This window comes from Agrobacterium sp. SORGH_AS 787 (assembly GCF_030819035.1).
GTDB classification, from domain to species: domain Bacteria; phylum Pseudomonadota; class Alphaproteobacteria; order Rhizobiales; family Rhizobiaceae; genus Agrobacterium; species Agrobacterium larrymoorei_B.
Genome location: NZ_JAUTBG010000002.1, coordinates 1,543,838 through 1,568,033, shown reverse-complemented (window position 1 = coordinate 1,568,033; position 24,196 = coordinate 1,543,838). Strand labels below are relative to the sequence as shown.

The 24,196-nt window shown below is 58.8% G+C and carries 25 protein-coding genes; 15 read left to right on the top strand and 10 right to left on the bottom strand.

Going from position 1 to position 24,196, the window contains the following annotated elements; translation table 11 throughout:
• Positions 1-135 precede the first annotated feature (135 nt).
• The 4 genes from QE435_RS16750 (at position 136) to QE435_RS16735 (ending at position 2,047) form a co-directional block, all read left to right on the top strand.
• Positions 136-381, top strand: coding sequence for a DUF2798 domain-containing protein (locus QE435_RS16750; RefSeq protein ID WP_309772468.1), 246 nt, complete (start codon positions 136-138; stop codon positions 379-381).
• A 70-nt stretch (positions 382-451) separates the two neighbouring features.
• Positions 452-1,216: a hypothetical protein gene (locus QE435_RS16745; protein WP_349042052.1), complete on the top strand. Its 765-nt coding sequence runs from the start codon at positions 452-454 to the stop codon at positions 1,214-1,216.
• 41 nt (positions 1,217-1,257) lie between these two features.
• Positions 1,258-1,620, top strand: coding sequence for a hypothetical protein (locus QE435_RS16740; protein WP_349042051.1), 363 nt, complete (start codon positions 1,258-1,260; stop codon positions 1,618-1,620).
• 52 nt (positions 1,621-1,672) lie between these two features.
• Positions 1,673-2,047, top strand: a complete 375-nt coding sequence (locus QE435_RS16735) for a DUF305 domain-containing protein (protein WP_349042050.1) — start codon at positions 1,673-1,675, stop codon at positions 2,045-2,047.
• 47 nt (positions 2,048-2,094) lie between these two features.
• Here the strand turns inward: QE435_RS16735 and QE435_RS16730 are convergent, their stop codons facing one another.
• Positions 2,095-3,009, bottom strand: coding sequence for a LysR family transcriptional regulator (locus QE435_RS16730; protein ID WP_349042049.1), 915 nt, complete (start codon positions 3,007-3,009; stop codon positions 2,095-2,097).
• An 81-nt stretch (positions 3,010-3,090) separates the two neighbouring features.
• Between QE435_RS16730 and QE435_RS16725 the strand changes: the two genes are divergently transcribed.
• Positions 3,091-4,128: a putative sulfate exporter family transporter gene (locus QE435_RS16725; RefSeq protein WP_349042048.1), complete on the top strand. Its 1,038-nt coding sequence runs from the start codon at positions 3,091-3,093 to the stop codon at positions 4,126-4,128.
• Between the two features lie 5 nt (positions 4,129-4,133).
• On the opposite strand, the gene QE435_RS16720 is transcribed toward QE435_RS16725, so the two are convergent.
• Together QE435_RS16720 and QE435_RS16715 are read right to left on the bottom strand one after the other, a co-directional pair.
• The gene (locus QE435_RS16720; RefSeq protein WP_306931201.1) at positions 4,134-4,577 is read right to left on the bottom strand and encodes a hypothetical protein; all 444 of its coding nucleotides are present in this window, start codon (positions 4,575-4,577) and stop codon (positions 4,134-4,136) included.
• A complete protein-coding gene (locus tag QE435_RS16715) occupies positions 4,574-5,203 on the bottom strand; it encodes a DNA-3-methyladenine glycosylase I (RefSeq protein ID WP_349042047.1) in 630 nt (209 codons plus the stop codon). Before QE435_RS16715 ends, QE435_RS16720 begins: the two co-directional genes overlap by 4 nt.
• Before the next feature lie 182 nt (positions 5,204-5,385).
• On the opposite strand from QE435_RS16715, the gene QE435_RS16710 reads away from it, so the two are divergent.
• Entirely contained in the window at positions 5,386-6,108 is a 723-nt protein-coding gene (locus QE435_RS16710; RefSeq protein WP_349042046.1) for a L,D-transpeptidase, read from the top strand.
• Positions 6,109-6,271: 163 nt separating this feature from the next.
• Here the strand turns inward: QE435_RS16710 and glcF are convergent, their stop codons facing one another.
• From glcF to QE435_RS16695, 3 genes are read right to left on the bottom strand one after another with little or no spacing between them, the layout of a single operon-like run.
• Positions 6,272-7,585, bottom strand: coding sequence for a glycolate oxidase subunit GlcF (gene glcF / locus QE435_RS16705; RefSeq protein ID WP_349042045.1), 1,314 nt, complete (start codon positions 7,583-7,585; stop codon positions 6,272-6,274).
• A 2-nt stretch (positions 7,586-7,587) separates the two neighbouring features.
• Positions 7,588-8,802 carry an FAD-binding protein gene (locus tag QE435_RS16700; protein ID WP_349042886.1) on the bottom strand — a complete coding sequence of 405 codons (1,215 nt, stop codon included), beginning with the start codon at positions 8,800-8,802 and terminating at the stop codon, positions 7,588-7,590.
• Positions 8,802-10,235 (bottom strand): FAD-linked oxidase C-terminal domain-containing protein, encoded by a 1,434-nt coding sequence (locus tag QE435_RS16695; RefSeq protein WP_349042044.1) that lies wholly within the window; start codon positions 10,233-10,235, stop codon positions 8,802-8,804. The genes QE435_RS16700 and QE435_RS16695 overlap by 1 nt, the downstream gene beginning before the upstream one ends.
• Positions 10,236-10,347: 112 nt before the next feature.
• Between QE435_RS16695 and QE435_RS16690 the strand changes: the two genes are divergently transcribed.
• Entirely contained in the window at positions 10,348-11,259 is a 912-nt protein-coding gene (locus QE435_RS16690) for a LysR family transcriptional regulator (RefSeq protein WP_349042043.1), read from the top strand.
• Between the two features lie 23 nt (positions 11,260-11,282).
• On the opposite strand, the gene QE435_RS16685 is transcribed toward QE435_RS16690, so the two are convergent.
• Positions 11,283-12,557 (bottom strand): DUF3422 family protein, encoded by a 1,275-nt coding sequence (locus QE435_RS16685; protein ID WP_306931191.1) that lies wholly within the window; start codon positions 12,555-12,557, stop codon positions 11,283-11,285.
• A 221-nt stretch (positions 12,558-12,778) separates the two neighbouring features.
• On the opposite strand from QE435_RS16685, the gene QE435_RS16680 reads away from it, so the two are divergent.
• From QE435_RS16680 to QE435_RS16655, 6 genes are all read left to right on the top strand, one after another.
• On the top strand, positions 12,779-14,116 hold the full coding sequence (locus QE435_RS16680; protein ID WP_309772451.1) for a glycosyltransferase family 1 protein: 1,338 nt from the start codon (positions 12,779-12,781) through the stop codon (positions 14,114-14,116).
• Positions 14,113-14,868 (top strand): HAD-IIB family hydrolase, encoded by a 756-nt coding sequence (locus QE435_RS16675; protein WP_349042042.1) that lies wholly within the window; start codon positions 14,113-14,115, stop codon positions 14,866-14,868. Before QE435_RS16680 ends, QE435_RS16675 begins: the two co-directional genes overlap by 4 nt.
• Before the next feature lie 169 nt (positions 14,869-15,037).
• Entirely contained in the window at positions 15,038-15,511 is a 474-nt protein-coding gene (locus QE435_RS16670) for an NUDIX hydrolase (protein ID WP_349042885.1), read from the top strand.
• A 163-nt stretch (positions 15,512-15,674) separates the two neighbouring features.
• Entirely contained in the window at positions 15,675-17,183 is a 1,509-nt protein-coding gene (locus QE435_RS16665) for an inorganic phosphate transporter (RefSeq protein WP_349042041.1), read from the top strand.
• A 33-nt stretch (positions 17,184-17,216) separates the two neighbouring features.
• The gene (locus QE435_RS16660) at positions 17,217-17,954 is read left to right on the top strand and encodes a 16S rRNA (uracil(1498)-N(3))-methyltransferase (RefSeq protein WP_349042040.1); all 738 of its coding nucleotides are present in this window, start codon (positions 17,217-17,219) and stop codon (positions 17,952-17,954) included.
• 140 nt (positions 17,955-18,094) lie between these two features.
• Complete coding sequence (locus tag QE435_RS16655) at positions 18,095-19,468, top strand: glutamate--cysteine ligase (protein WP_306931182.1); 1,374 nt, start codon at positions 18,095-18,097, stop codon at positions 19,466-19,468.
• Between the two features lie 183 nt (positions 19,469-19,651).
• Here QE435_RS16655 and QE435_RS16650 read toward each other — a convergent pair whose 3' ends face one another.
• Positions 19,652-19,948 (bottom strand): DUF1127 domain-containing protein, encoded by a 297-nt coding sequence (locus QE435_RS16650; protein ID WP_309772446.1) that lies wholly within the window; start codon positions 19,946-19,948, stop codon positions 19,652-19,654.
• Between the two features lie 199 nt (positions 19,949-20,147).
• Here QE435_RS16650 and QE435_RS16645 point away from each other — a divergent pair, with 199 nt between their 5' ends.
• Positions 20,148-21,098 carry a LysR substrate-binding domain-containing protein gene (locus QE435_RS16645; protein ID WP_306931178.1) on the top strand — a complete coding sequence of 317 codons (951 nt, stop codon included), beginning with the start codon at positions 20,148-20,150 and terminating at the stop codon, positions 21,096-21,098.
• A 72-nt stretch (positions 21,099-21,170) separates the two neighbouring features.
• The gene (locus QE435_RS16640; protein ID WP_349042039.1) at positions 21,171-22,058 is read left to right on the top strand and encodes a LysR substrate-binding domain-containing protein; all 888 of its coding nucleotides are present in this window, start codon (positions 21,171-21,173) and stop codon (positions 22,056-22,058) included.
• A gap of 12 nt (positions 22,059-22,070) precedes the next feature.
• On the opposite strand, the gene QE435_RS16635 is transcribed toward QE435_RS16640, so the two are convergent.
• A complete protein-coding gene (locus QE435_RS16635) occupies positions 22,071-22,472 on the bottom strand; it encodes an MAPEG family protein (RefSeq protein WP_349042884.1) in 402 nt (133 codons plus the stop codon).
• Between the two features lie 111 nt (positions 22,473-22,583).
• Positions 22,584-24,089, bottom strand: a complete 1,506-nt coding sequence (gene guaB, locus QE435_RS16630) for an IMP dehydrogenase (protein ID WP_306931174.1) — start codon at positions 24,087-24,089, stop codon at positions 22,584-22,586.
• Between the last annotated feature and the right edge of the window lie 107 nt (positions 24,090-24,196).

Sequence of the window (24,196 nt, the reverse complement as noted above, 5' to 3'; positions counted from 1 at the left end):
CGCCCGTGTTAGCTCGTCTTCGTCGTCGATTTCGACCGTAAGCGTCTAACGTCAAGCAACGCGCCTTACCCCCTCGCTCTTTGAGGGCGCGAACGAGGTGCGCTTTTGAAGACGACGTTTAGAAAGACATGTTTCATGACATTCTCACGCTTACCCGCGCGCTACGGCGCCATTCTCATGCCTATGGTGCTTTCCATCCTGATGACATTTGTCGTTTCGCTCATCGCGACGGTCCGCGCCATCGGCTTTACGGAGGATTTTATGATCCGGTGGCTGCCCGCCTGGGGTCTCTCATGGTTTGTGGCGTTCCCGACGCTGCTTCTTGTATTGCCGCTGGTGCGGCGGATCGTCAATGCTCTGGTCGAACCGCAGCGCAGTTGATACTGCGTTGACCTGTGCAGGCGGGTTAAGCCTGCACAGGTCCCATATTCCCCTTCAGAATGAAGACGCAATGATCCTCGAAGCCCTGAATTACGCCGGAACATATTGGAAAACAGCGCCGGAATTTCGCCCGCATATCCGCTACTCCGTCAATCTGTGGGCACGGGCCAACCGATGTGCGAAAGCATGGGAAGAGCATGAAGAGAACTGTAAGCGCTTCATGCTCTCGACAGCATCGAAATTGAAGCAACGACGCACAGCCGTTATCCTCGGCTCGGGCCTACTGCGGGATGTACCATGGCGGCAGCTCGCCGCAGTGTTCGACACGCTGGTGCTGGTCGATCTGGTGCATCTGTCCAGCATGCGGATGACGCTCTACGGACGGAAGTACCGCAATGTCGTTCTCAATAGCCGCGATCTTTCCGGCTATGATGCATTGAAGACGGGCGGCGCATTCGAGCCGTTGAGTTTCCTCAGGCAGGTTCCTTATCTCGATCTCGTCATTTCCGCCAATCTGCTGTCCCAGATCGGCACAGGCGCACGCCACAGAATGGAACAGGAGGGAGCAAGCGGTTCGCTGGAGGATACGCTCCACCGGTTGATCCAGGCCCATGTCGATGGTCTTTCGGGTCTGCCCTGCAAGGTCTGCCTTCTCACAGATACACGTTTCGACATCATCGACAAAATCGGGAAAGTGCACCAGCAGGAAGACCTGCTGCATGGGGTGCTTGTTCCCAAGGTCGTACAGCAATGGGACTGGCCGGTCGCGCCCTTCGGCGAGGAGAGCAGAGACTATCAGATCATCCACAAGGTCGTTGCCAGCGAAGTGAGATGAGCGCCATTTTATAACCGCGATTGATGCGCTAGAATGACGACATGCGCTTTTTGGTTCGCACATTGATGTTTCTTGCCTGCCTGCTGTACGGCGCCATGCCGGGTACGGCGGCAATGGATGCATCGATGCCTGCAAGCGAGAGCCACGCACATGGCATGGCGAAGACTCATCCGACCGGGCACGGTATGACGGATGGCTCCGAAGAGACGGGCAGACATAGCGCTCCGTGCCCGCATGGAAAGAGCATGACGCACGCACCCTTCTGCGCTGCTTGCCTCGTTCTTCTACCCGACCTTATCTTTGCGGAAAAAGGCCGATCGCCTGACGCCGCTCCCGTGCCGGGCTTGCAAGCAAGTCTCGTTGGCGATGCTCCCGTGCCACCTCTTCCTCCTCCCCGCATCTGATTATTTCGACGTTCAGGCTCAATCGAAATTTCCGACAGAGGAAGGATATCCCATGTCTATCAAGACCATCTCCATCGCTGCAGCAATCAGCGCGTTTCTTACCATGCCAACGCTTGCGCAGGACGCAATGGGCCATGCCGGCCACACTATGCTCAAGCAGGAAGCCACGGACAGCGCCTCGACCAAGGCCTTCATGGAGGTTTCCAAAAAAATGCACACCGCCATGCGGCAGGACTATACCGGCAATGCCGATGTCGATTTCGTCCGTGGCATGATCCCGCATCATCAGGGCGCGATCGATATGGCCAAGGTGCAGTTGCAATATGGCAAGGACCCGGAAATCCGCAAACTGGCCGAAGAGGTAATCAAGGCGCAGGAAGCGGAAATCGCCATGATGAAAGAGTGGCTGAAGTCAAAGGGCTACTAGTCCACGCCTTGGGAAGCGCTCCAGGGCGCTTCCCTTAAAGACCCGCATCAAAGCCCGGTGAGCCCTGCTTTGTAGCTACCAGCGAATTCCCGGCTCAGTCGCTCCAGTTCGAGCGAGGCGCGGCTCGGATGCCTTTCCTTGTGCATGAGAAGTGAAAATTGCCGCGCAGGCAAGTCGATGCCGACGCGGGTAAGCAGCCCCTGACGCAGCATCAAGGCCGCAACGGATGCCGACACCACCGCAGCCGCACCGCCCGCGCGCGCTGCTGCAACGACGGCCTCATTGGATGGCAGCTCCAGCGTCACTTGCAAATCGGCCAGGGACATGCCCATGGCCCTCAAAGCGGCTTCGAAGGCGGAACGCGTGCCAGAGCCCTGCTCGCGCAGCACCCATGTCGTCGAGCGAATGTCCTGCGCCTTCAATTGTCGGCCGTCCGAGAAAGGATGGAGCGGGCCTACCACGACGAGCAGCTTATCCGACACGATGGGTCGAACCGAGAGCGCCGGCTCATCGATATCACCTTCAATGAAGCCGATCTCCGCGACGCCCTTCAGCACCGCTTCCGTCACGGTACGAGTGTTGCCCACCTCAAGCGTCACCGTCACGCAAGGATATAATTGCTTGAACTGCATCAGGATGGACGGCAGCCAGTAGCTGGCAATGGTCTGGCTGGCGAAGACGCGAGTTTCACCACGCGTCAGGCCGCCCATTTCCGAGAGGATCAGTTCGGCGCTGCGCACCCGGTTCAAGGTAGAACGCGCCTCGTCGAGGAAGACGCGACCGCTTTCCGTCAACTCGATGCCGCGGCCGACGCGGTGAAACAGCTCGACATTATAATAGGCCTCCAGCGTCTTGATCGCGGAACTGACGGCAGAGGCTGTCAGGCCCAAAGCCTCGGCGGCGCGGGTCAAATGCTGTCTTTCTGCGACAGCCACGAATATTCTCAACTGTTCGAACGTCATCGGCAATCATTCGATTTTATCGAACGAAACATGCCATATTATTTGATGGAATGGAACGGATATTCGGAAGATGATGCATGCATGGCTCATCATCGTTCATTGACATCGTCTCTGTCACTATCGCGCTTCCCGGCGTTGCGCATGCTTCCGGGCATCCTTCTATGCGGCACCATCAGTTTTGCCGCCATTGTCGTTGAAAGCGCTCAGATACGATTGGCCGGTCATGCCTGGCTTGGCGATCTGGTGATCGCGATTGTCTTTGGCGTTCTTCTTAAAAGCTTTTCCCGGCTTCCGGAAGCAACCACGGCCGGCATCAAATTCAGCGCCAAGACGCTGCTGGAAGTCGCGGTGGTGCTTCTCGGTGCGTCACTCAGCCTTTCCATTCTGAAGGGCGCAGGTGGCTTGTTGATCTTCGGCATCGCCCTCATCGTCGCCCTGTCGCTTGCCGGCAGCTACGCCATCAGCCGTGTAATCGGCCTTGAGCCAAAGCTTGCCATTCTCGTTGCCTGCGGCAACTCGATCTGCGGCAACTCCGCCATTGCTGCGGCAGCACCTGCCGTCGGTGCGAAGGCGCAGGATGTGACCGCAGCCATTGCCTTTACCGCCGTCCTTGGTGTCGCAGCCGTCATCATCATGCCGGCACTGCCGGGCCTCTTTTCCATGGATGCCGTTCATTACGGCATGTTCGCCGGCATGACTGTTTATGCCGTGCCGCAGGTTCTGGCGGCAACGGCACCGGCGGGCGCGGTTGCCGTTCAAACCGGTACGGTGGTCAAGCTCATCCGCGTGCTGATGCTCGGTCCCGTCGTCACCACGCTGTCGATCATTCATGGCCGGGGTGCGAGCGGTCGTCTCGATCTACAGCGCATGGTGCCCTGGTTCATCCTCGGCTTCGTACTGATGATCATGGCGCGCTCCTTCGGCTTGATCCCGAATGGTGCGTTGGCGCCCATCAGCAGCCTTGCCAATGTGCTCACCATCATGTCCATGGCAGCCCTCGGTCTTTCCGTGGATATCCGCTCGCTACGGCATGCAGGCGGCAAGGTGATCGTGGCTGCCACAGCGTCGCTGATGCTGCTTTGCGCGCTGTCGGTCGGGCTGATCGCGATTGCAGGCTGATCCGTTTAGGGTTGGCGCTCAACGGTGATGGTGTAATTGGCACCAAGACCCCGGCGCGACGAACTCAGCACCAGGATAGGCCGGATCAGCCATTCGGTGTCTTCCTTCGGTGTCAGCACCGTGGTGTTGTTGCCGGTATCGCTGAAGAAGATCGCATCGTCGTCCGGTTTGGCGAAATCAAAAATCGCCATGACGACGAACTCGCTACGGCTCACGAGCGAAACCTTCAGCGTTTCACCGGCCTTCACCTTCAGGCGATAGACATCTCCCCTGCCCTGACGGGTCCAGCCATTCAGTTTCAGATTGCCGGAGGCTGGCATTTCTACAGCCTTCAACTGTTCCCCATCGTCGAGCCACATGCCGTCTACATTGCGCTGTTCGGCAACGGCCGGCACGGAAACGGTCGCGATCAGCAAGCAGGCAAGAGCACATCTCAAAAATGTCTTCACGGCCGTATGAACCCCTGCCGCATCGTTTCGATACGAGAGCGACAATGGCAGCCCTCGATGTGGTCGTTGACCATGCCCATGGCCTGCATGAAAGCATAAACGGTGGTGGGGCCGACAAAACTCCAGCCCCGCTTCTTCAGATCCTTGGACAGGCGAATGGAGGCGGGCGTCGTTGGATTGGCGCGCAGGGTGGCATAATCGAAGACATCCGGGCGCTCCTCCTGCTTGGGCTCGAAGCTCCAGAAGTAGCGCGCCAGTGTACCAAACTCCTCGCGAAGAGCGACTGCACGCCTGGCATTGTTGATGGTGGAAACGATCTTGCCGCGATGACGGACTATACCCTTGTCAGCCAGGCACCGCTCAATATCGGTATCATCGAAGGCAGCGACCTTGTCGAAATCGAAGCCGGCAAAGGCGGCACGGAAGCCCTCACGCTTGCGCAGGATCGTCAGCCAGGAAAGACCTGACTGGAACCCTTCGAGGCAGATCTTCTCGAACAGCCGCTTGTCGTCCGTGACAGGGTGGCCCCACTCGTCATCATGGTAGCGGCGGTAATCCTCCAGCCCCTGCTGCCAGAAGCAGCGGACCTTGCCATCCTCGCCCGTCAACAACCCGTCTTCACTCATGCGCCACCGTCTCTTTCAGCACGGTTCTTACCATTGATTCACCCTGTTTTAAAACCGCCTGCTAACCTTATCGAAAGGTTTCAGCAAAATCGCATATTTCACCGAAGCCTCTTTACCATTCGCTGGTCTGCGCATGCGAACGTGACGATCAGTTTCCGGTGTCATGTAAAAGAGTCCACCCGATGTCGATGAAAACCGTCTTCCTAGCTTTGAGCGCCGTTTGTGCCGCTCTCAATCCGGCAATGGCCAATGACCGCTATCGCGAACGTCCGCCGATCGTCGTCAGCCCCGATCTGACGGCGCCCTGGGTGACGCAACTGGGTCGTGGCAATGTGCAACCCGTCGTCTATCCGCAGCCGCCACAGCGCCAGCCACTCTTCCAGCGTCGCGCCGTGCAGCAGCGCCCTCAGGCGGTGGCTGCGCGACCCAATGCCCCAAGAGTGGGAATCGACCCGCAGTTCCTACCCCAGATCGTCGACTACGACACAAAAGAAGCGCCCGGTACGATCGTCATCGATACCCCTGCCCGGCTGCTCTATCTGGTGATGGAAGGTGGCAAGGCACGCCGTTACGGTGTGGGCGTCGGCAAGCCTGGCTTCGAATGGGCGGGCACACATTCCATCACCCGCAAGACGGAATGGCCGACTTGGACGCCGCCAAAGGAAATGATCACCCGCGAAGCCGCGAAGGGTCATTATCTTCCAGCCTTCATGGAAGGCGGACCGGAAAACCCAATGGGTGCTCGCGCCATGTATCTGGGCTCGACGCTCTACCGCATCCATGGCACCAACCAGCCTTGGACTATCGGCAGCAACAATTCGTCGGGCTGCATTCGCATGCGTAACGAAGATGTCACCGACCTTTACGAGCGCGTGAAAGTTGGCACGAGGGTTATTGTGATCTGATAGCAACGCCGGACTATAAGTTTGATGCCGGACACTGTCCTTTTTCATACGAATACTTGCGGCCCTTGCCGGAAACGCTAGATTGCAATCCATCAACTTTGGCGGGGGATGCCAGGGGGCACGGTGAAGCGCTTTTAGCAGCAACCGATGAAAAACGAGCGGCTCAGCCGCTCGTTTTTTGTTTCTGGCGTAACTTCGCCGGTTGTTCACCGCCGTAAACCCACTCCAACAATTCAACCGTATGCAGTATCGGCATAGCCGTGCCGGTGGCGATCTGCGTCATGCAGCCGATATTGCCGGTGGCGATGATATCGGCCCTGGTCGCTTCGATGTTCCTGACCTTGCGCGCCTTTAACTGACCCGAAATCTCCGGTTGCATGATATTGTAGGTCCCGGCCGAACCACAGCAGAGATGTCCCTCAGCCGGATCGCGCACCACGAAACCGGCTGCCTTCAACAGCGTCTTCGGCGCCATGGTTATCTTTTGACCATGCTGCATGGAACAGGCGGAATGATAGGCGACCGAAAGGCCGTTGCGTTCCAGCGCGGGCAGTTCCAGCGTCGCCAGATATTCGGTGATATCCTTGGCCAGCCCGGAGATTTTCGCTGCCTTTTCCGCATAGGCCGGATCGAGCCGCAGCATATGGCCGTAATCCTTGATTGTCGTCCCGCAGCCGGATGCGGTGATGATGATGGCGTCGAGCCCACCCTCTTCCACTGCGCCCATCCAGACATCGACATTGCGGCGGGCAAAGGCGAGCGCCTGCTCTTCACGGCCCATGTGATGAACGAGCGCGCCACAACAGCCCTCGCCTTTCGGCACAACGACCTCAATCCCGAGGCGCGTCAAAAGCCTGATCGTCGCCTCGTTGATGGCCGGATCGAGAACCGGCTGCGCGCAACCGCTGAGGATCGCGACACGACCCCGCCTCTCTGTGACGGGAGCATGAACCGCAGGTCGGTCTACCGCCGGCGCAACGTCGCTCGGCGCAAGCTCGAGCATGGCAGCCAGCGGCTTCAACGGAGCAGCCTTGCGCAAAAGCGGTGCGAGTGGGCGACCGATCTTCGCGAGCTTCAATGCAAGCCGGAAGCGTGCGGGATACGGCAAGACGGCCGCCAGCAGGCTGCGGATCAGCCTGTCCATCAATGGGCGGCGATAGGTCTTCTCGATATGGATGCGCGCATGATCCACCAGGTGCATATAATCCACCCCGGACGGACAGGTGGTGGTGCAGGCAAGACAGGACAGACAGCGGTCGATATGGGTCACCACCTCACGGTCGGCGGGACGGTCGTTCTCCAGCATGTCCTTGATGAGATAGATGCGACCGCGCGGACTATCGAGTTCGTTGCCGAGCGTCACATAGGTGGGACAGGTGGCCGTGCAGAAACCGCAATGCACGCATTTGCGCAGGATCTTTTCGGACTCCGCGACATGTGGATCGGCCAGCTGCTCAGGTGAGAAGGAGGTTTGCATGGTCAGATCCCCATTCTGCCCGGATTGAAGAGCCCCGCCGGATCGAGCTTTTCCTTGATGCGTTGAGATAAAGCCGCCTCGAGCGAATTCAGCGGCTCGAAGGCCGGAACCGTCTCCCGCACAGCATCTGCTGCACGGAGAAGCATCGCATGACCACCGCCGAGTGAGCGGATGCAACCGCGCAGCAACTGCGCGTCCGGATCGGCCTCCATCTGCATCCAGACAAGCCCGCCCTGCCAATCGTAAAAAGCGTCGATGCCCGCTTCCAACCGGAGTGCGGCAACCAGCTTGTGGCCCAACGATGGCGCGACCGACACGCGCCAGAGCGGCTTGGATGGATTGCCGGTATAGGGCGCTACGTCCTTGATGTCTCGCCACAATGCCCGACTCTCGTCTTGCGCAAGTACGATCATGGGACCGAATGCGGACAAAAGCGCTTGGATTTTTTTCGACCGGGCCTCGACCGATGCGGAGAGACCTTCCAGTCGCAACACGGTGGCCGCACCCTCAGGCAGCATCCCGCCCAAGAAACGCGATTTGACGCTTTCCGGCAGATGCGCCGCACCGGACACTTCCAAGCTCGTCGCCATCGCCGCCGCCATGGCGTTGGTGGCAATCTCATCCTCCAGCCCCGAAATGACCATCGTCACTTCTACGGGCGGAACCGGCAGCACGCGGAAGGTCACTTCCGTCAGGAAGCCCAGCGTGCCGTAAGAGCCTGCCAGAAGCTTGACGAGATCGAGCCCGGTGACATTCTTCATCACCCGTCCACCGGCCTTGATCGCCTCGCCCCGGCCATTGACGAAGCGAATGCCGAGCAGGCTGTCGCGCGCGGCACCAGCGACATATCGCCGGGGGCCGGAGACATTGGCAGCAAAAACGCCACCGATGGTGGGCTCACCTGCCGTTCCCATGATCGCACGATGATCCATGGGCTCGAAAGCCATCATCTGCCGGGCATCGGCCAATGCTGCCTCGACCTCGGCGACGGGCGTTCCCGACTTGACCGTCATGACCATCTCGGCAGGATTGTAGGAGACGATGCCGCTCAGGCACCGCGACGACAGCGTTGCATCCGCCTCTACAGCATTGCCCAAGCCAGAGCGGGTGTTGCCGCCGCTAATGGCGAATTTGCGCCCCGCCTCTGCGCTGCCGCGAATGAGACCGCATGCCTCCGCTTCCGTCTGCGGAGTAAAGGTCGGATATGCGGCGTCCATCACGACCGCCCCTCCAGAGGAAAGACCTTGGAGGGGTTCAAGATCCAGCCCTCGTCAAAGGCCGAACGGACTGCCATCTGCTGTGCCAGATCTTCGTCGGAATATTGGTGACGCATCAGGTCGCGCTTTTCGATGCCGACACCGTGCTCGCCGGTCAGGCAGCCGCCCGCATCCACGCAGAGCTTCAATATCTGGTTGCCCGCCTCCTCGGCGCGCGCGGCATCCTCCGGGTCGTTGGCATTGAACAGGATCAGCGGATGCATGTTACCATCGCCCGCATGAAAGACGTTGGCGACGCGAAGGCCAAGCGCGTCGGTGATCTCGCTCGTCTTCTTCAGCACGTAGGAAAGCTGGCTAAGCGGTACCGTGCCATCCATGCAGATATAGTCGGCAATCCGGCCTGTGGCGCCGAAGGCAGATTTACGGCCCTTCCAGATCGCCGCAGCCTCCATGGCGGACTGGCACTCGCGCACCGTCTTGACCGCATGCTTGTGGGCAATCGCGACAATATCGGCCAACATCGCATCCATCTCGTCTTCCGAGCCCTCGACCTCAACGATCAAGAGAGCGCCGGCATCGAGCGGATAACCCGCCTTGGCAAAAGCCTCGCAAATCTCGATCGCCGGCTTGTCCATGAATTCGATCGCGACGGGAATGATGCCGGAGCCGATAATATCGGCCACGCAGGAGCCGGCCTCTTCCGAACTTTCGAACCCGAACAGAACAGGGCGCGCACCTTCCGGCTTGGCGATCAGCCGCACGGTCGCCTCCGTGACGATGCCGAGCTGGCCTTCCGAACCGCAGACGAGGCCGAGCAAATCATAGCCGGACGCATCCAGGTGCTTGCCGCCAAGTTCCAGCACTGTGCCATCCACCAGAACCATCTTCACGCCGAGAAGGTTGTTGGTGGTCACACCATATTTCAGGCAATGCGCCCCACCGGAATTCATGCCGATATTGCCGCCGATGGTGCAGGCGAGCTGCGAGCTAGGATCGGGCGCGTAGAAGAAGCCCTGCGGTCCAGCGGCATCGGAAATCGAGAGATTGGTAACGCCCGCTTGGACGGTGGCGGTGCGGTTGAAGAAATCCAGTTCGAGAATGGAAGACATCTTCGACAGGCCGATCACCACGGCATCTTCCTGCGGGATCGCTCCGCCGGAGAGCGACGTTCCTGCTCCTCGCGGCACCACGGGTATGTCATAGCGGTGACAGTATTTCAGGACGGCCGCGACCTGCGCCGTGGTCTTCGGTAGCGCGACCGCAAGCGGCAGGCGGCGATAGGAGACAAAGGCGTCGGTTTCAAATGGAACGAGCTCTCGCGGCTCATGCACAAGACAGTCCGGCGGAAGCAGGTCTGCGAGGTCGGAAACGATCCGATCCCGATTGGAAAGCACCCCGGCGCGCGGTTTCAAGAATTGAATGGATTGCGACATGGTCTGCCGATGCCTCCCTCATCCACACAATCCTATGCGGCGTTTGCGCCTTGGTGGCAACCCTCGCAAATGCTAGAGATTGTTTCCAATCCGGAAAGAATAGTGGTGACCAATGACGAATCTTGGCGATCTCGAAGTCTTTGCCAGCGTCGCAGCCTCCGGCAGCATGTCAGTGGCCGCCAAGGAGTTGGGCTATTCTCCGGCTGTCATCTCCAAGCGAATCAAGCGGCTGGAGGAGAAGCTTGGTGCGCGTCTGTTTCAGCGCACCACACGGCAAATCTCCCTGACCGAAGCGGGACAGGGGTTTCACCAGAGAATTCTTGCCGTGCTGGAGGGGCTGGAAGAGGCGGAGGATTTCGTTTCTGGCCGGTCGAACACGCTCACCGGAACGCTGAAGGTTTCCGCCTCCACTTCTTTTGGACGCATGCATGTCGCGCCGCATCTGAAAGGTTTCATGGACCAGCACCCGTCGCTCTCCATCAACTTGACGCTCAGCGACGACTTCATCGACATCGTTGCCGGTGGCTACGATCTCGCAATCCGCATCGCTGATCTCTCCGATTCGAGCCTCGTTGCGCGGCGGCTGGCGCCGGTCCGCCGCGTGCTGTGCGCGTCTCGGACCTATATCGAAGCGCATGGGCTACCGCAAACGATCGAGGATCTGAAGAACCATCGCTGCCTGCCTGCCCATAACAACGATCTCTGGCGCTTGGAAGGACCAGAGGGCGCGTTCAATCTACGGCCCGAAGGTCTGCTTGTGACCAACTCGTCAGAGGTGATCCGTGAAGCCGTGATTTCCGGGCTCGGCATTGCGCTGCGTTCCACCTGGGATATCGGGCCAGAATTGAAATCCGGCGCGCTGGTTCAGGTTCTGCCTGCCTATGAAGGATCGAAGAATGTCGCTCTTTCGGCAGTCTACTCCAGCCGCCGCTTCCTGCCCGCCAAGGTTCGCCTGTTCATCGATTACCTCGCGGGCCTTTATGGTCCGCTCCCCTATTGGGACAAGGATGCTCCCACTCTTTGAGTCGGTGCATCCTGCTGTAGACCTCAATGCGTGCCATCGGCATGGCGCTTGCGGATATTGCGCACGACCCACCAGACGCCGAGCACGGCCACCGGGACCGAGGCGCCCGTGACCACCGCCGGATCGATCGGCAGGAGGTCATGTGTGACCGCCTTGACGAGGTATCCGATCAGTCCAACGACATAATAGGAAATGGCGGCAACCGAGAGACCCTCAACCGTCTGCTGCAGGCGCAACTGCATGGCGGCGCGCTTGTTCATGTTGTTCAAAAGCACGGTATTCTGTCGCTCCAGCTCGACATCGATCCAGCTTCGGACCAAAGCGGTGGCGCGGTAGAGCTTGCGCGACAGGTTTGCCTGACGCTCTTCCACCGACTGACAGGTACGCATGGCAGGGGCCAGGCGCCGCTCCAGAAAGGTCGCCATGGTTTCATGACTTTGGATCGGCGTTTCCGCCAGTGTGCGGATGCGCTCGCGCACGATCACGTCATAGGCGCGGCTCGCGCCGAAGCGGTAGAGGCTGAGCGCCGCATTGGCTTCCAGTTCTGCGGCAAGGCGCGTCATTTCGGCCAGAAGCGCATCGGCCTCTTCGCGCGCACCGTTCTTCATCCGCTGCGTAATCGCAGTCAGACCGTCCTCGATCCGGCGAATTTCCGGAGAAAGAGTCTGTGCCAACGGAAGCCCGAGCATCGCCAGTGTGCGATAGGTTTCGATGTCCAGCAGACGCTGCACGATACCGCCGCGCCCCGAATCCGTCAGTCCACGATCGAGCAGAAGAAACTGCGTCAGCCCGTCGCGGTCCTGGCGAAAATCGGTGAGGATGGAAGCCTGCCCTTCGCGGACCGTCGAGTGACAGAGGCTGATCGGATCGAAATGACTTTCCGCATCGACCGTCTCCAACCCGTCAGGGCGGATTTCCAGCCTGACGGCCGAGATCAGCGAGCCGGGCGGCGAAAAGCCGTCGCCGAACGGATCGCCAACGATATCGCCGCCGATCTTTTCCGGTGCCGGCCCATCCCAGAACCAGGTCGAGAATTCGGTGTGTCTCTCCCACCGAAGCGTTCCCAGCCCACATGGCATGGTGTGGTGTCGTGCGTCACGTTCAGGTGGCGCGACACCGCGGCTACGCGACATTTCCGCAATCGCGGAGTGATGGACGGAGGCGCCGCCATCCATCATGAAGGCCAATTGGACGATGATGCGCGAGGGACCGAGCAGCACGGTCGGCCTTGCATGAATTTCCCCTAGCGCCAGCGCCCTTTCAGGTGCGCTGGCAAATGCAAATCGTCCCCTGGCCATCCGGCATTCTCCGTCTCGATCATCCTTATTTATCAAATGACAAGATGCATTGGCAGGTGCCGAGTTGACGCAGGGCAACTGCTAAAATACCCATACACAAAGACAGCGGCTTTGCACTCCTGCAGAAAGAAAAATCCTGATCGGGCAATTTTCCCGGGAACTTTATCAACTTCAAGACGTTCTTGACGGGTTATTGGAAATTTCTACCAAGATGGGACGCGATGACTACCACGAGCGAAACTGAACGCTATCCAAGGATAGCACTCATATCGACGCATGGCTATGTAGCCGCACACCCGCCGCTTGGCGCAGCCGACACCGGAGGACAGGTGGTCTATGTCCTCGAACTTGCAAAGAAACTCGGCCAACTCGGTTACACGGTCGATTTGTACACCCGTCGCTTTGAGGATCAGCCGGAAATCGATGAGGTGGACGATCGCGTCCGCGTCGTTCGCATTCCTTGCGGCGGCAAGGAGTTTATTCCGAAGGAATATCTTCACCGCCATCTGCTGGAATGGTGCGAAAACGCGCTACGGTTCATCAAGAAAAACGACCTTACCTATTCCTTCATCAACAGTCATTACTGGGACGCCGGAGTTGCGGGACAGCGGCTCTCCGAAGCACTGAAAATTCCCCACCTTCATACGCCCCATTCTCTCGGCATCTGGAAAAAGCGCCAGATGGAAACCGACTATCCGGAAAAGTCCGATACGTTCGAACTGGAATTCAACTTCAAGGAACGCATTCAACACGAACTGATCATCTACCGCAGCTGCGATATGGTGATCGCGACGACTCCGGTGCAGCTTGATGTGCTGCTTGAAGATTATGGGCTGAAGCGCAAGCAGGTCCATATGATCCCGCCGGGATATGATGACAACCGCTTCTTCCCTGTATCGGAAGCCTCACGGCAGATGCTGCGTCAGCGTTTCGGCTTCGAAGGCAAGACCGTTCTTGCGCTTGGCCGCCTGGCCACCAACAAGGGCTACGACCTTCTGATCGATGGCTTCTCCGTGCTGGCTGAGCGCGAGCCCGAAGCGCGCCTGCATCTTGCCGTTGGCGGCGAGAATATGGATGCCCAGGAGACGACGATCCTGAACCAACTCAAGGATCGGGTCAGGGAACTCGGCCTCGAAGACAAGGTGGTCTTCTCCGGTTACGTCTCGGATGAGGATCTGCCGGATATATACCGCGCCGCCGATCTTTTTGTCCTGTCCAGCCGTTACGAGCCTTTCGGTATGACGGCGATCGAGGCGATGGCAAGCGGCACGCCAACTGTCGTGACCATTCATGGCGGCCTCTTCCGTGCCGTGAGCTATGGACGTCATGCACTGTTTGCCGATCCTTTCGACAAGGAAGATCTTGGCATCACGATGATGAAGCCGTTCAAGCACGAGCGTCTCTATGGCCGGCTGTCACGCATGGGAGCCCATAAGGCGCGTAGCCTGTTTACCTGGACGGGCATTGCGCAACAACTTCTCTCCGTTGTCGAAGGCCGCACGATGATGCCCGTTCTGGAGGAATCCGATTGGGCCGAACCATGGAATGACGGCGATTGAAACCGGTTCGCCTTTTTTCCACGGATCTGGATGGCACCGTCGTCGGCAATCATGAGGCGACGGCGCGTTTCCGCGATTTCTGGAACGCGCTTCCGGAAGAAAGACGCCCGCTCTTGGTCTTCAACAGCGGACGGCTGATCGACGATCAGCTAGAACTTCTGGATACCGTACCCCTGCCTCGCCCCGATTACATCATTGGCGGTGTGGGGACCATGCTGTCACGCCAGGACGAACCAGGGCTTTCGAAGGCTTACGCCTCGCAGCTTGGCGCGGCCTTCGACGCCGACAGGATCGCCTCGGTCATGAAGGATGTGCCCGGCATCAGCCTTCAGCCGGAGCGATACCAACATGGTCTGAAATCCAGCTGGTACCTTCACAATGCCGATGAAGATGTGCTGGCAGATATCGAGCGGCGGCTGAACGACAATGGTGTTGACGCGCGTATCGTCTATTCCAGCGCACGCGACCTCGATGTTCTTCCCCGCGCGGCGGATAAGGGTGCGGCCATTCGCTGGCTCTGCGATCACCTGAGGGTCGGGCTCGATGAAATCGTCGTGGCGGGGGACACCGGCAACGACCGGGCCATGTTCGAGCTGCCTGATGTGCGTGGCGTGGTTGTCGCCAATGCGCTCGAAGAGCTGCGATCTTTCGCCAGCGATAAACACAATTTGTTCATCGCGCCCAAAGAAGAAGCAGACGGCGTAATATTGGGGCTGAAGCACTGGATCTCTTCTTCCGAGACCCAAAAATAGCCCAGAAATATTGGTGTAAGTGTGGGACATCTGCATTGATCCGCTTTCTTCATAAGCAGACAATGAAACACACCGAACACCTTGTGGTTCGGGCTTTCGCATACCTATACCCCGAAAGGAATATCTCGCGTTGAACCTTCTGAGCCGTCTGGCCAAAGACGTCAGCCTGATGCTACGTCGTCCACCTCGTCAGCAATATGGTGCCATATGCCACCGCCGTAATAAGAAGAACGGCGATGTGGAAGTGCTGCTGCTGACCAGTCGGGATACAGGACGGTGGGTGATCCCCAAGGGTTGGCCGATGGAAGGCAAGAAGGCCCACGCAGTCGCAGAACAAGAGGCTTTCGAAGAGGCTGGTGTCCGGGGAACGGCGCAAAAGGAGCCCTTTGGCTTTTTCCACTACGAGAAAAAGCTGAAGAACGGCGTGAAGGTTACCTGTCTGGTGCAGGTTCACCTTTTGGAAGTGATGGAGCTGACCAAAAATTTTCCTGAGCGTGAGAGCCGTAAGCTGGAATGGGTTTCGCCCGAGGAAGCGGAAAAGCGGGTGAACGAGATCGAATTGAAGCAGCTCTTCGTCGCTTTCAGAAAGCACATGGCAAGAACCGCGCCACCCTTGCCGCAAAAGGCCGCCCATTCGTCATAACGACGCCGTGTCGCGAATACGTCGGCCAAACGCACCCTATGTCGTTTTAGAGTGCTGCGCCTCCTATTGGACGCATAAAGGACTCTTTGTCTTGGCCTGGTCTATGCATCGTGCTTTCCGAAAACCGGTTCCGATTTTCGGGCCGATGCTGTAGAGCGTTTCCATGGCGCAATTACCCGAAAATCGCAAAAAGCCGACGCTCGACAAGGATCTCGACAAGATGACCCGCGTCGAGGAAGCGGTAAACCATCTCGGCCAGCGGTTCGTGGCGCCGGGCGCTGCACTTCTGTTTCTGGTGGTCACCGCTCTGGTCGCCAGCTCCTATGCAGGGGGAACGCCAGGCGCGGTGATCACACTCGCCGCAGCCATCATCGGCGCCTATATGGCGATGAATATCGGCGCCAAGGACGTTGCCAACAATGTCGGACCGGCTGTCGGCTCAAAGGCTCTGCCTCTCACGGCAGCACTGATCATTGCTGCAATCTGTGAAATCTTCGGCGCCCTCATCACAGGCGGGAATGTCGTCGAGACAATTGCCAGCGGCATCGTTGATGTCAGGAAAGTGCCGGACCCGCATGTCTTTGCCTGGGCGATGCTCGGCGCCATCTTGGCGGCGGCTCTTCTTGTCAATCTTTCCAATCTGCTCAAGGCGCCGATTTCCACCACCCACAGCATCGTCGGTGCGGTCGCAGGTGCCGGCACTGCCGCTTTCGGCGTTGGCGCGGTGGACTGGACCTCACTTCTCAGTATTGCGCTCACCTGGGTGCTTACGCCATTCATCAGCGCCTTCTTCGCCGTTGCTCTGCTCGCCTTTATCAAGGAATTCATCATCTATCGCGATGACAAGATTGCCGCCGCGCGCAAATGGGTGCCGGTGCTGCTGGGCGTGATGGGCGGGGTGATGACCTCTTATCTGATGCGCTTCGGTCTGCATCGGGTCATGAATGTTCCAGCGTGGGCGTCTCTGGCAGCGGGCTTGGCTGTCGGCCTCATCGGCTGGCGGCTCTGTATTCCACTGATCCGCAACCAGTCCGAAGGTTTGGAGAATCGCAACCAGTCGCTTCGCACGCTGTTTCAATGGCCGCTGATATTCGCGGCCGCCCTCATGTCTTTCGGTCACGGGGCCAATGATGTGTCCAATGCCATCGGGCCGGTGGTCGCCATCGTGCGTGCGGATTACGGCAACCTTACCGAGGTGTTTGCGCCAGCGCCGCAATGGGTGATGCTGATCGGCGCATTCGGCCTGTCTTGCGGCATATTGCTCTTCGGGCCGCGCCTGATCAGGCTCGTCGGCGAGCAGATCACCAAACTCAACCCCATGCGCGCTTTTTGCGTCTCCACCTCGACGGCACTTACCGTTCTCACCGCATCGCATTTCGGCATGCCCGTCAGCACGACTCATACAGCAATCGGCGCCGTCTTCGGCGTCGGCTTCTTTCGCGAGTGGTACACGCAGCAGGGCCGAAAGCAGCAGGAAGCACTGCGCAAGAGTATCGCTTTAGCCGAAACTCCCAGTGACGAACCGGATGAAAACGCGTCGGAAACGCGGCGGCGCTATCTCGTGCGCCGGTCGCACTTCATGACGATTATCGCCGCCTGGATCATTACGCTTCCGGCAAGCGCGGCACTTGCAGCCGTGCTCTACGCAATCATGCATCTTCTGTTTATATGAGCGGACAGATCACCAACTCATCGAAGTACTCACATGCGTGCCAATTTCAGAATGCAGCGGCTTTTCGTCAACCAGTCCTTGGGGGCAGGAAAGAGTGTCGAGGCCGACGGCGACCAGTTCAACTATCTCGCCAATGTGTTGCGCATGGGCGATGGCGCGGAAATCCTGCTCTTCAACGGGCGCGATGGTGAATGGAAGGCGAGCCTTTCCTTCCCGACACGTAAAAAGATCGTGCTGACGCCTGTAGAGCAGACACGCCCTCAACCGGAAAAGCCGGACCTACACTACATCTTTGCGCCGCTGAAGACCGGGCGCCTGGATTATCTGGTGCAGAAGGCGGTGGAGATGGGGGCCGGCGTTCTGCGCCCGGTGCTGACCCAGCATGTGCAGGGCAAGATCACCAATCTCGACAAGCTGCGGGCCAATGTTGTCGAAGCTGCGGAACAATGCGGTATTCTTGCCGTTCCCGATGTCGATGAACCGGTGCGGCTGAAAGACATGCTGGAGAACTGGTCTCCTTCACGCCGTCTCATCTATTGCGACGAAGGCGACGCAGGACAGAACCCCCTGCCCTCGCTTCAAGCGATTAAGGAAAAGCAACTGGCTCTTCTTGTCGGACCGGAGGGTGGCTTTTCTGAGGAAGAACGACAGTTGCTGCGCAGCAAGGCCTTTGTGACACCTATCCCCCTGGGACCGCGCATCCTGCGAGCCGATACGGCAGCAGTTGCTGCGCTCGCCGTCATTCAGGCCAGCATCGGCGACTGGAAATAATTCAGCGTTTGATGTCGCGCTCGCGCAAATTCGCGGCACGAGTTCATGCTTAAAAGAAATTCATTTGCTTGCGCACGCACGGCACCCTATCAGCGATGGCAATATCGCTGCGCAGGCAGCAACGACAACAAGGTAATTTCATGGCCCGCGACACCACCGACCAGACGCCAATTTCCTCCGTGCAGGAACTGACAGATTATCTGGCCGAAGGCTGCAAGCCGAAAGACAAGTTCAGGATCGGGACAGAGCACGAAAAGTTCGCCTTCTTCCGCGATGGCAACAAGCCGGTTCCCTATTTCGGTGAGGCCAGCATTTCTGCTCTGCTGAAGGGCATGCAGGAAAAGCTCGGCTGGGACCCGATCATGGACGGCGACAATATCATCGGCCTTGGCGAGCCGAGCGGTATGGGCGCGATTTCCATCGAGCCCGGCGGCCAGTTCGAGCTTTCCGGCGCACCTTTGGAAAACCTGCACGAGACCTGCCGCGAATCCAATCAGCACCTGGCGACGTTGCGCGAGATCGCCGAGCCCATGGGTATTCGTTTCCTCGGCATTGGTGGAAGCCCGCTCTGGACGTTGGAAGAAACGCCGCGGATGCCGAAGTCGCGCTATGCGATCATGACCAATTACATGCCCAAGGTCGGCACCAAGGGCCTGGACATGATGTACCGGACCTGCACGATCCAGGTTAATCTGGACTTCTCTTCCGAAGAAGACATGCGCCGCAAGATGCGCGTTTCAATGAAGCTGCAATCCCTTGCCACAGCCCTTTTTGCTTCCTCGCCCTTTACCGAAGGGAAGCCAAACGGGCTGCTGTCCTGGCGCGGCGATATCTGGCGCGATACCGACAATCAACGTTCCGGCGTTCTTCCCTTCACCTTCAATCCGGATTTCGGTTTCAAGGATTATGTCGAATGGGCGCTCGATGTGCCGATGTACTTCATCGTGCGCGACGGCAAGTATCGCGACTGTACCAACATCACCTTCCGCCAGTTCATGGCGGGTGCTCTGAAGGGTGAGATTGCCGAGTGGGAGCCCAATCTCGGTGACTGGACCAACCATCTGTCGACACTGTTCCCGGACGTGCGGCTTAAACGCTTCCTCGAAATGCGCGGCGCCGATGGTGGTCCATGGCGGCGCATCTGTGCGCTTCCAGCCTTCTGGGTGGGCCTGCTTTACGACGACGAAGCGCTGGCGGCAGCCGACCAGTTCACCGCTGACTGGACGGTGGAAGACGTGATGGCGCTTCGCGATGCGGTTCCGGTACAAGGCTTGAAGGCGACGATCGCCGGTCGTGATCTGCTTGATGTCGCGCGTGACGTGGTGGCGATCTCCCGCAAGGGCTTGCAAAGCCGGGCGCGACTGAACCGTGATGGACAGGACGAGAGCGTGTTCCTGTCGCCGCTCGAAGAGGTTCTCGCCAAGAAGTCGACGCTCGCAGAAGACATGCTGGCGCTCTATCATGGCCGCTGGCAGCAATCGGTTCTGCCCGTATTCGAAGAGTACCAGTATTGATAGCGCTGCCCCTAGAGCGTTCCCTTGTAAAATAGAAACGCTCTAGGGGCAGCAGCCCAGCACCCATAATCTGAAGGCAAAAAAGCCCGGTGCGGCTTAGGGCCTGACACCGGGCAAAGGCAGGGCTATTGGCAATCACCCTGCGGGGAAACTTGATGCTGGGCAAAAACCCAGTGGTCGAGATCAGCGGCGGCGAAGATGCGTGAAGCGGGATGCGGCACGCGTCTTGGCGGCGCGCGCCAGAAGCAGGCTCGGATCGTCGAGAAGACCGATCTCAAGCGCGTTCACAACATCGCTGCGCACCAGTCCGATATCGGCAAGCTGCTGATCGGTCATCTCCGTCAGCTTATTCACGGCCAGACGGTTCATGATGGAACGCGCGAATTTCGCCATGCGATTGAGAGCCATGGTCCAACGCGTCTCCATCGAGATCGCGGGGGCTACAATCTGCAATTCCATTTTCCGTTCTGCCGTGCGCATGACAACGTCCTTCCTTTGAGGCACGTGAGGATATTGCTTCGCGCTTCCGCACGAAGACATTGGTGAGGTTGAGGCCGCTGCCCGAAAGCGTTGGCGGTGTTGATCGGATGTCTCGAGTGTCAAAATGTCGCAAGTCTATTGATCAGTCCAACGAATGTTTCTAATGTCAGATATCAATAGCTCTTATGGATGATCTACCATGTCCGCTCCGCTCGATATCGATCAGCTTCACACTTTCATCGCCATTGTTGATACGGGCAGCTTTACCAAGGCCGCAGACCGCGTGTTCAAAACACAATCGGCCGTGTCGATGCAGATGCGCAGGCTGGAAGAGCGCTTGGGCAAGCAGCTTTTCGCCAAGGACGGGCGCGGCAACAGGCTGACGGCTGAAGGCGAGAAGCTGATGCATTATGCCAGGCGGATCATTCGCCTCAACAACGAAGCAGTTGCAGCCTTCGACGACAACCGGTTGGAAGGGACATTGCGCATCGGCACGCCCGATGATTATGCCGACCGGTATATGCCGGAGATCATCGGGCGCTTCGCCAAGACGCATCCGAATGTCGAACTCTACATCGTTTGCGAACCCTCGATCAGCCTTGCGGAGAAGATGGGACGCGGCGAGCTGGACATCGCTCTCGTGACCCATAACCCGCGGGCGCGCACCTCCGATATCGTACGCACCGAGCCGCTCTGCTGGGTCACCTCGGCAAACCACCCGTTGCGTGATGATGCGCCCGTGCCGCTCGCCGTCGGACGGCGTGACTGCCACTGGCGACAGCTTGCATGCTCGGCGCTCGATGCCGACGGTCGCGACTATCAGGTTCTTTTTACCAGCTGGTCCTCAACCGTGATTGCCGCTGCGGTTCTTGCCGGCATGGCCGTATCTGTCCTGCCAGAATCCACACTTCGAACAGGAATGCGGGTGCTGACGTCGGCAGACGGCTTCCCGCCTCTGCCCCCGGTCCAGATCGGCCTGATGAAGCGTCCTGGCCTTTCTCCTTCCCTCGTCAATGCGATTACCGATCATATCACCGCCTGCCTCGACAATATCACGCTCAGCCCTCCTCCGGAGGAACTGGACTCGCGGGTGAAGATGCTGCCTGGCATGCAGAAGCTCAAAGCCAATTATATCGCTCCGGGCTGGTAATTCGCTTGAGCCGGTCCTAGCCGATAATTTCATCTTTCCGAGATGAGCCATGAGTGATAGGAAAAGCCTATCATGCTCACACTCCGACAGATGCGATATTTTGATGCCCTGGCCCGCACCCTGCATTTCGGCAAGGCTGCGGCAGAGGCCCATATCAGCCAGCCAGCACTTTCCGTGCAGATCATGGACATGGAGGAGCACCTCGGCGTCAAGCTTGTGGAGCGCAGCCGTGGCGACATCACCATCACACCCAAAGGCGAGGAAGTTTTGCAACATGTGCGCACGATTCTTCTAGAGGTCGAGCGGCTGGAAGAAGTCGCTCGCAAGACCTCGGGCGCGCTGGAAGGGCTGGTTCGGATCGGCATCATTCCCACCATCGCGCCCTATCTCGTTCCAAAGCTCGTACCGCATCTGCGCGCCCACCATCCACTGATCGAGATCGAACTGAAGGAGACCGTGACCGACCGCCTCCTGGCCGATCTTGCAGCCCGCAAGTTGGATGCGGTAATTGCCGCAATCCCGGTGGAAGGCGAAGGGTTGGAGACGTGCCACCTGTTTACCGATCGCTTCTTCATGGCGACCGCCAAGAGCGACGACAAGGTGCTTGTCTCGCCTGTCAATGAAGGGCAAGTCGACATGGATCGACTGCTGCTTCTGGAAGAAGGGCATTGCCTTCGCGATCAGGCGTTGGCAGTCTGCGATACGGCTGGCAAGCGTAGCCTCGTCAACTACGGTGCGACCTCGATGGCGACGCTTTTGCAGATGGTGTCCCACGACATGGGAATGACGCTGATCCCGGAGATCGCCATTCCGACAGAAACGATGCGCAACAATCTTCGCATCGTTCCTTTTGCCGATCCGGCCCCCGCAAGGGAGATCGGCCTTGTCTGGCGCATGGCGAGCGGTCGTAAAGGGGACATCGCCGCGCTTGCAGATGCCATCAGGCAGTGCATCCGTTAGTATCTGAAGTTCCTATTCCAGCGCGAGCCAGATGAACAACCAACCCCACATCAAGACGAGCGCGACGAACCCCGTGATGAAGGCCGGGCCACGGTAGCGCAGCCGGTTGCTGGTCACGTGAATATAGGAATGGACGATCCGAGAGAGAACGAAAACCCAGCCGAGCACAATGGTGACGATATTGTCCGCATCCGTGATGTAGAGCAGTAGGCACGCCGCGTGGAAGAGCATCGGCAGTTCGAACTGGTTGGCGATGTTCTTGTTGACCAGCTTGCTCTCGCGCGCTTCTTCTCCCGCATCCCGAAAACGACGCACCGCATCGCTATCGAGGAACGTGTATTTTCGGCGACGGTACGCCAGCAGTCCATACAGCCAAAAGACGAGGAAGGCATGGGCGATCATCGGCCAGAACATTGCACTCGTCGAGGACATGCTGCGTTTCTCCTTATTCCAAAAAGACGCTCCCCGAACCGGGTTCGGAGAGCGTGAAATCATCTTTATCGTCTATTCGCAGGAAACGGAATATCAAACAGCGCCGGGATAGTTCGGGCTCTCGCGGGTAATCGTCACGTCGTGGGCGTGGCTTTCACGCAGGCCAGCACCAGAGATGCGAACGAAGGTGGCACGCTCCTGGAAATCCTTGATCGTTCCGCCACCAACGTAACCCATGGCAGCCTTCAGACCGCCGGCGAGCTGGTGCAGGACGCCGGAGACCGGACCCTTGTAGGGAACCTGGCCTTCGATGCCTTCAGGCACAAGCTTCAGCGTGTCGCGTACTTCCGCCTGGAAATAGCGGTCTGCCGAACCACGCGCCATGGCACCAACGGAGCCCATGCCGCGATAGGCCTTGAACGAGCGGCCCTGATAAAGGAACACTTCACCGGGGCTTTCATCCGTACCGGCCAGCAATGAGCCGATCATGACGGCGGATGCGCCGGCGGCAATCGCCTTGGCAAGGTCGCCGGAGAACTTGATGCCGCCATCGGCGATGACGGGAATATCTGCCGCCTGCGCCGCTTCGACAGCGGACATGATGGCAGCCAGCTGCGGAACGCCAACGCCTGCGACGATACGCGTCGTGCAGATCGAGCCCGGGCCGATACCGACCTTGACGGCATCCGCACCGGCGTCGATCAGCGCCTTCGTGCCAGCCGACGTCGCGACGTTACCGGCAATGACGCGAACCGAATTCGACATCTTCTTGACGTGGCTTACCGCATCGAGAACACGCTGCGAATGGCCGTGCGCGGTATCGACCACCAGAACGTCAACACCCACCTCGAGCAGACGCTCGGCACGCTCGATAGCATCGTCGCCCACGCTGATGGCAGCTGCGGCACGAAGGCGACCCTGCGCATCCTTCGTCGCGTTGGGGTTCAGCTGCGACTTCTCGATGTCCTTGACGGTGATGAGGCCAACGCAGTTGCCCTTGCCATCCACCACGAGCAGCTTTTCGATGCGATGCTTGTGCAGAAGATGGCGGGCTTCCTGTTGATCGACGCTGCTTTCCTTGACGGTGACAAGGTTCTCGCGGGTCATCAATTCGTAAATCTTCTGCGCCGGATCGGAGGCAAAACGCACATCGCGGTTGGTCAGAATGCCGACGAGGCGACCGACTTTGTGACCGCCGCTGCCGCCATTTTCGACAACCGGAATGCCGGAAATGCCGTGCGCCTTCATCAGCGACTGAGCTTCGGCCAATGTGGCATCCGGTCCGATCGTAACCGGATTGACGACCATGCCGCTTTCGAACTTCTTGACCTGGCGAACCTCTTCGGCCTGCTCGATCGGTGTCAGATTACGGTGAATGACACCAATGCCCCCAGCCTGCGCCATGGCAATTGCCAGACGGCTTTCAGTGACCGTGTCCATCGCGGACGAGAGAATGGGAAGGTTGAGCTCGATATCACGCGCGATGCGGGTCGCGATGTTCGTCTGGCCGGGCATGACTTCGGAGTGCCCCGGCTGGAGGAGAACGTCGTCGAACGTCAGCGCGTCGAGACCAGTGGGAGTTTCAATGATGCGTGCCATGACCAAATTCCTTCAGTATGAAATGCATGGCCGATCCGGAACGAATGTTCACCCCGGCGGTCCTGCAAAGGATTGCTTGGAAGTTGGCGAGGGCTGGTAACACGGTT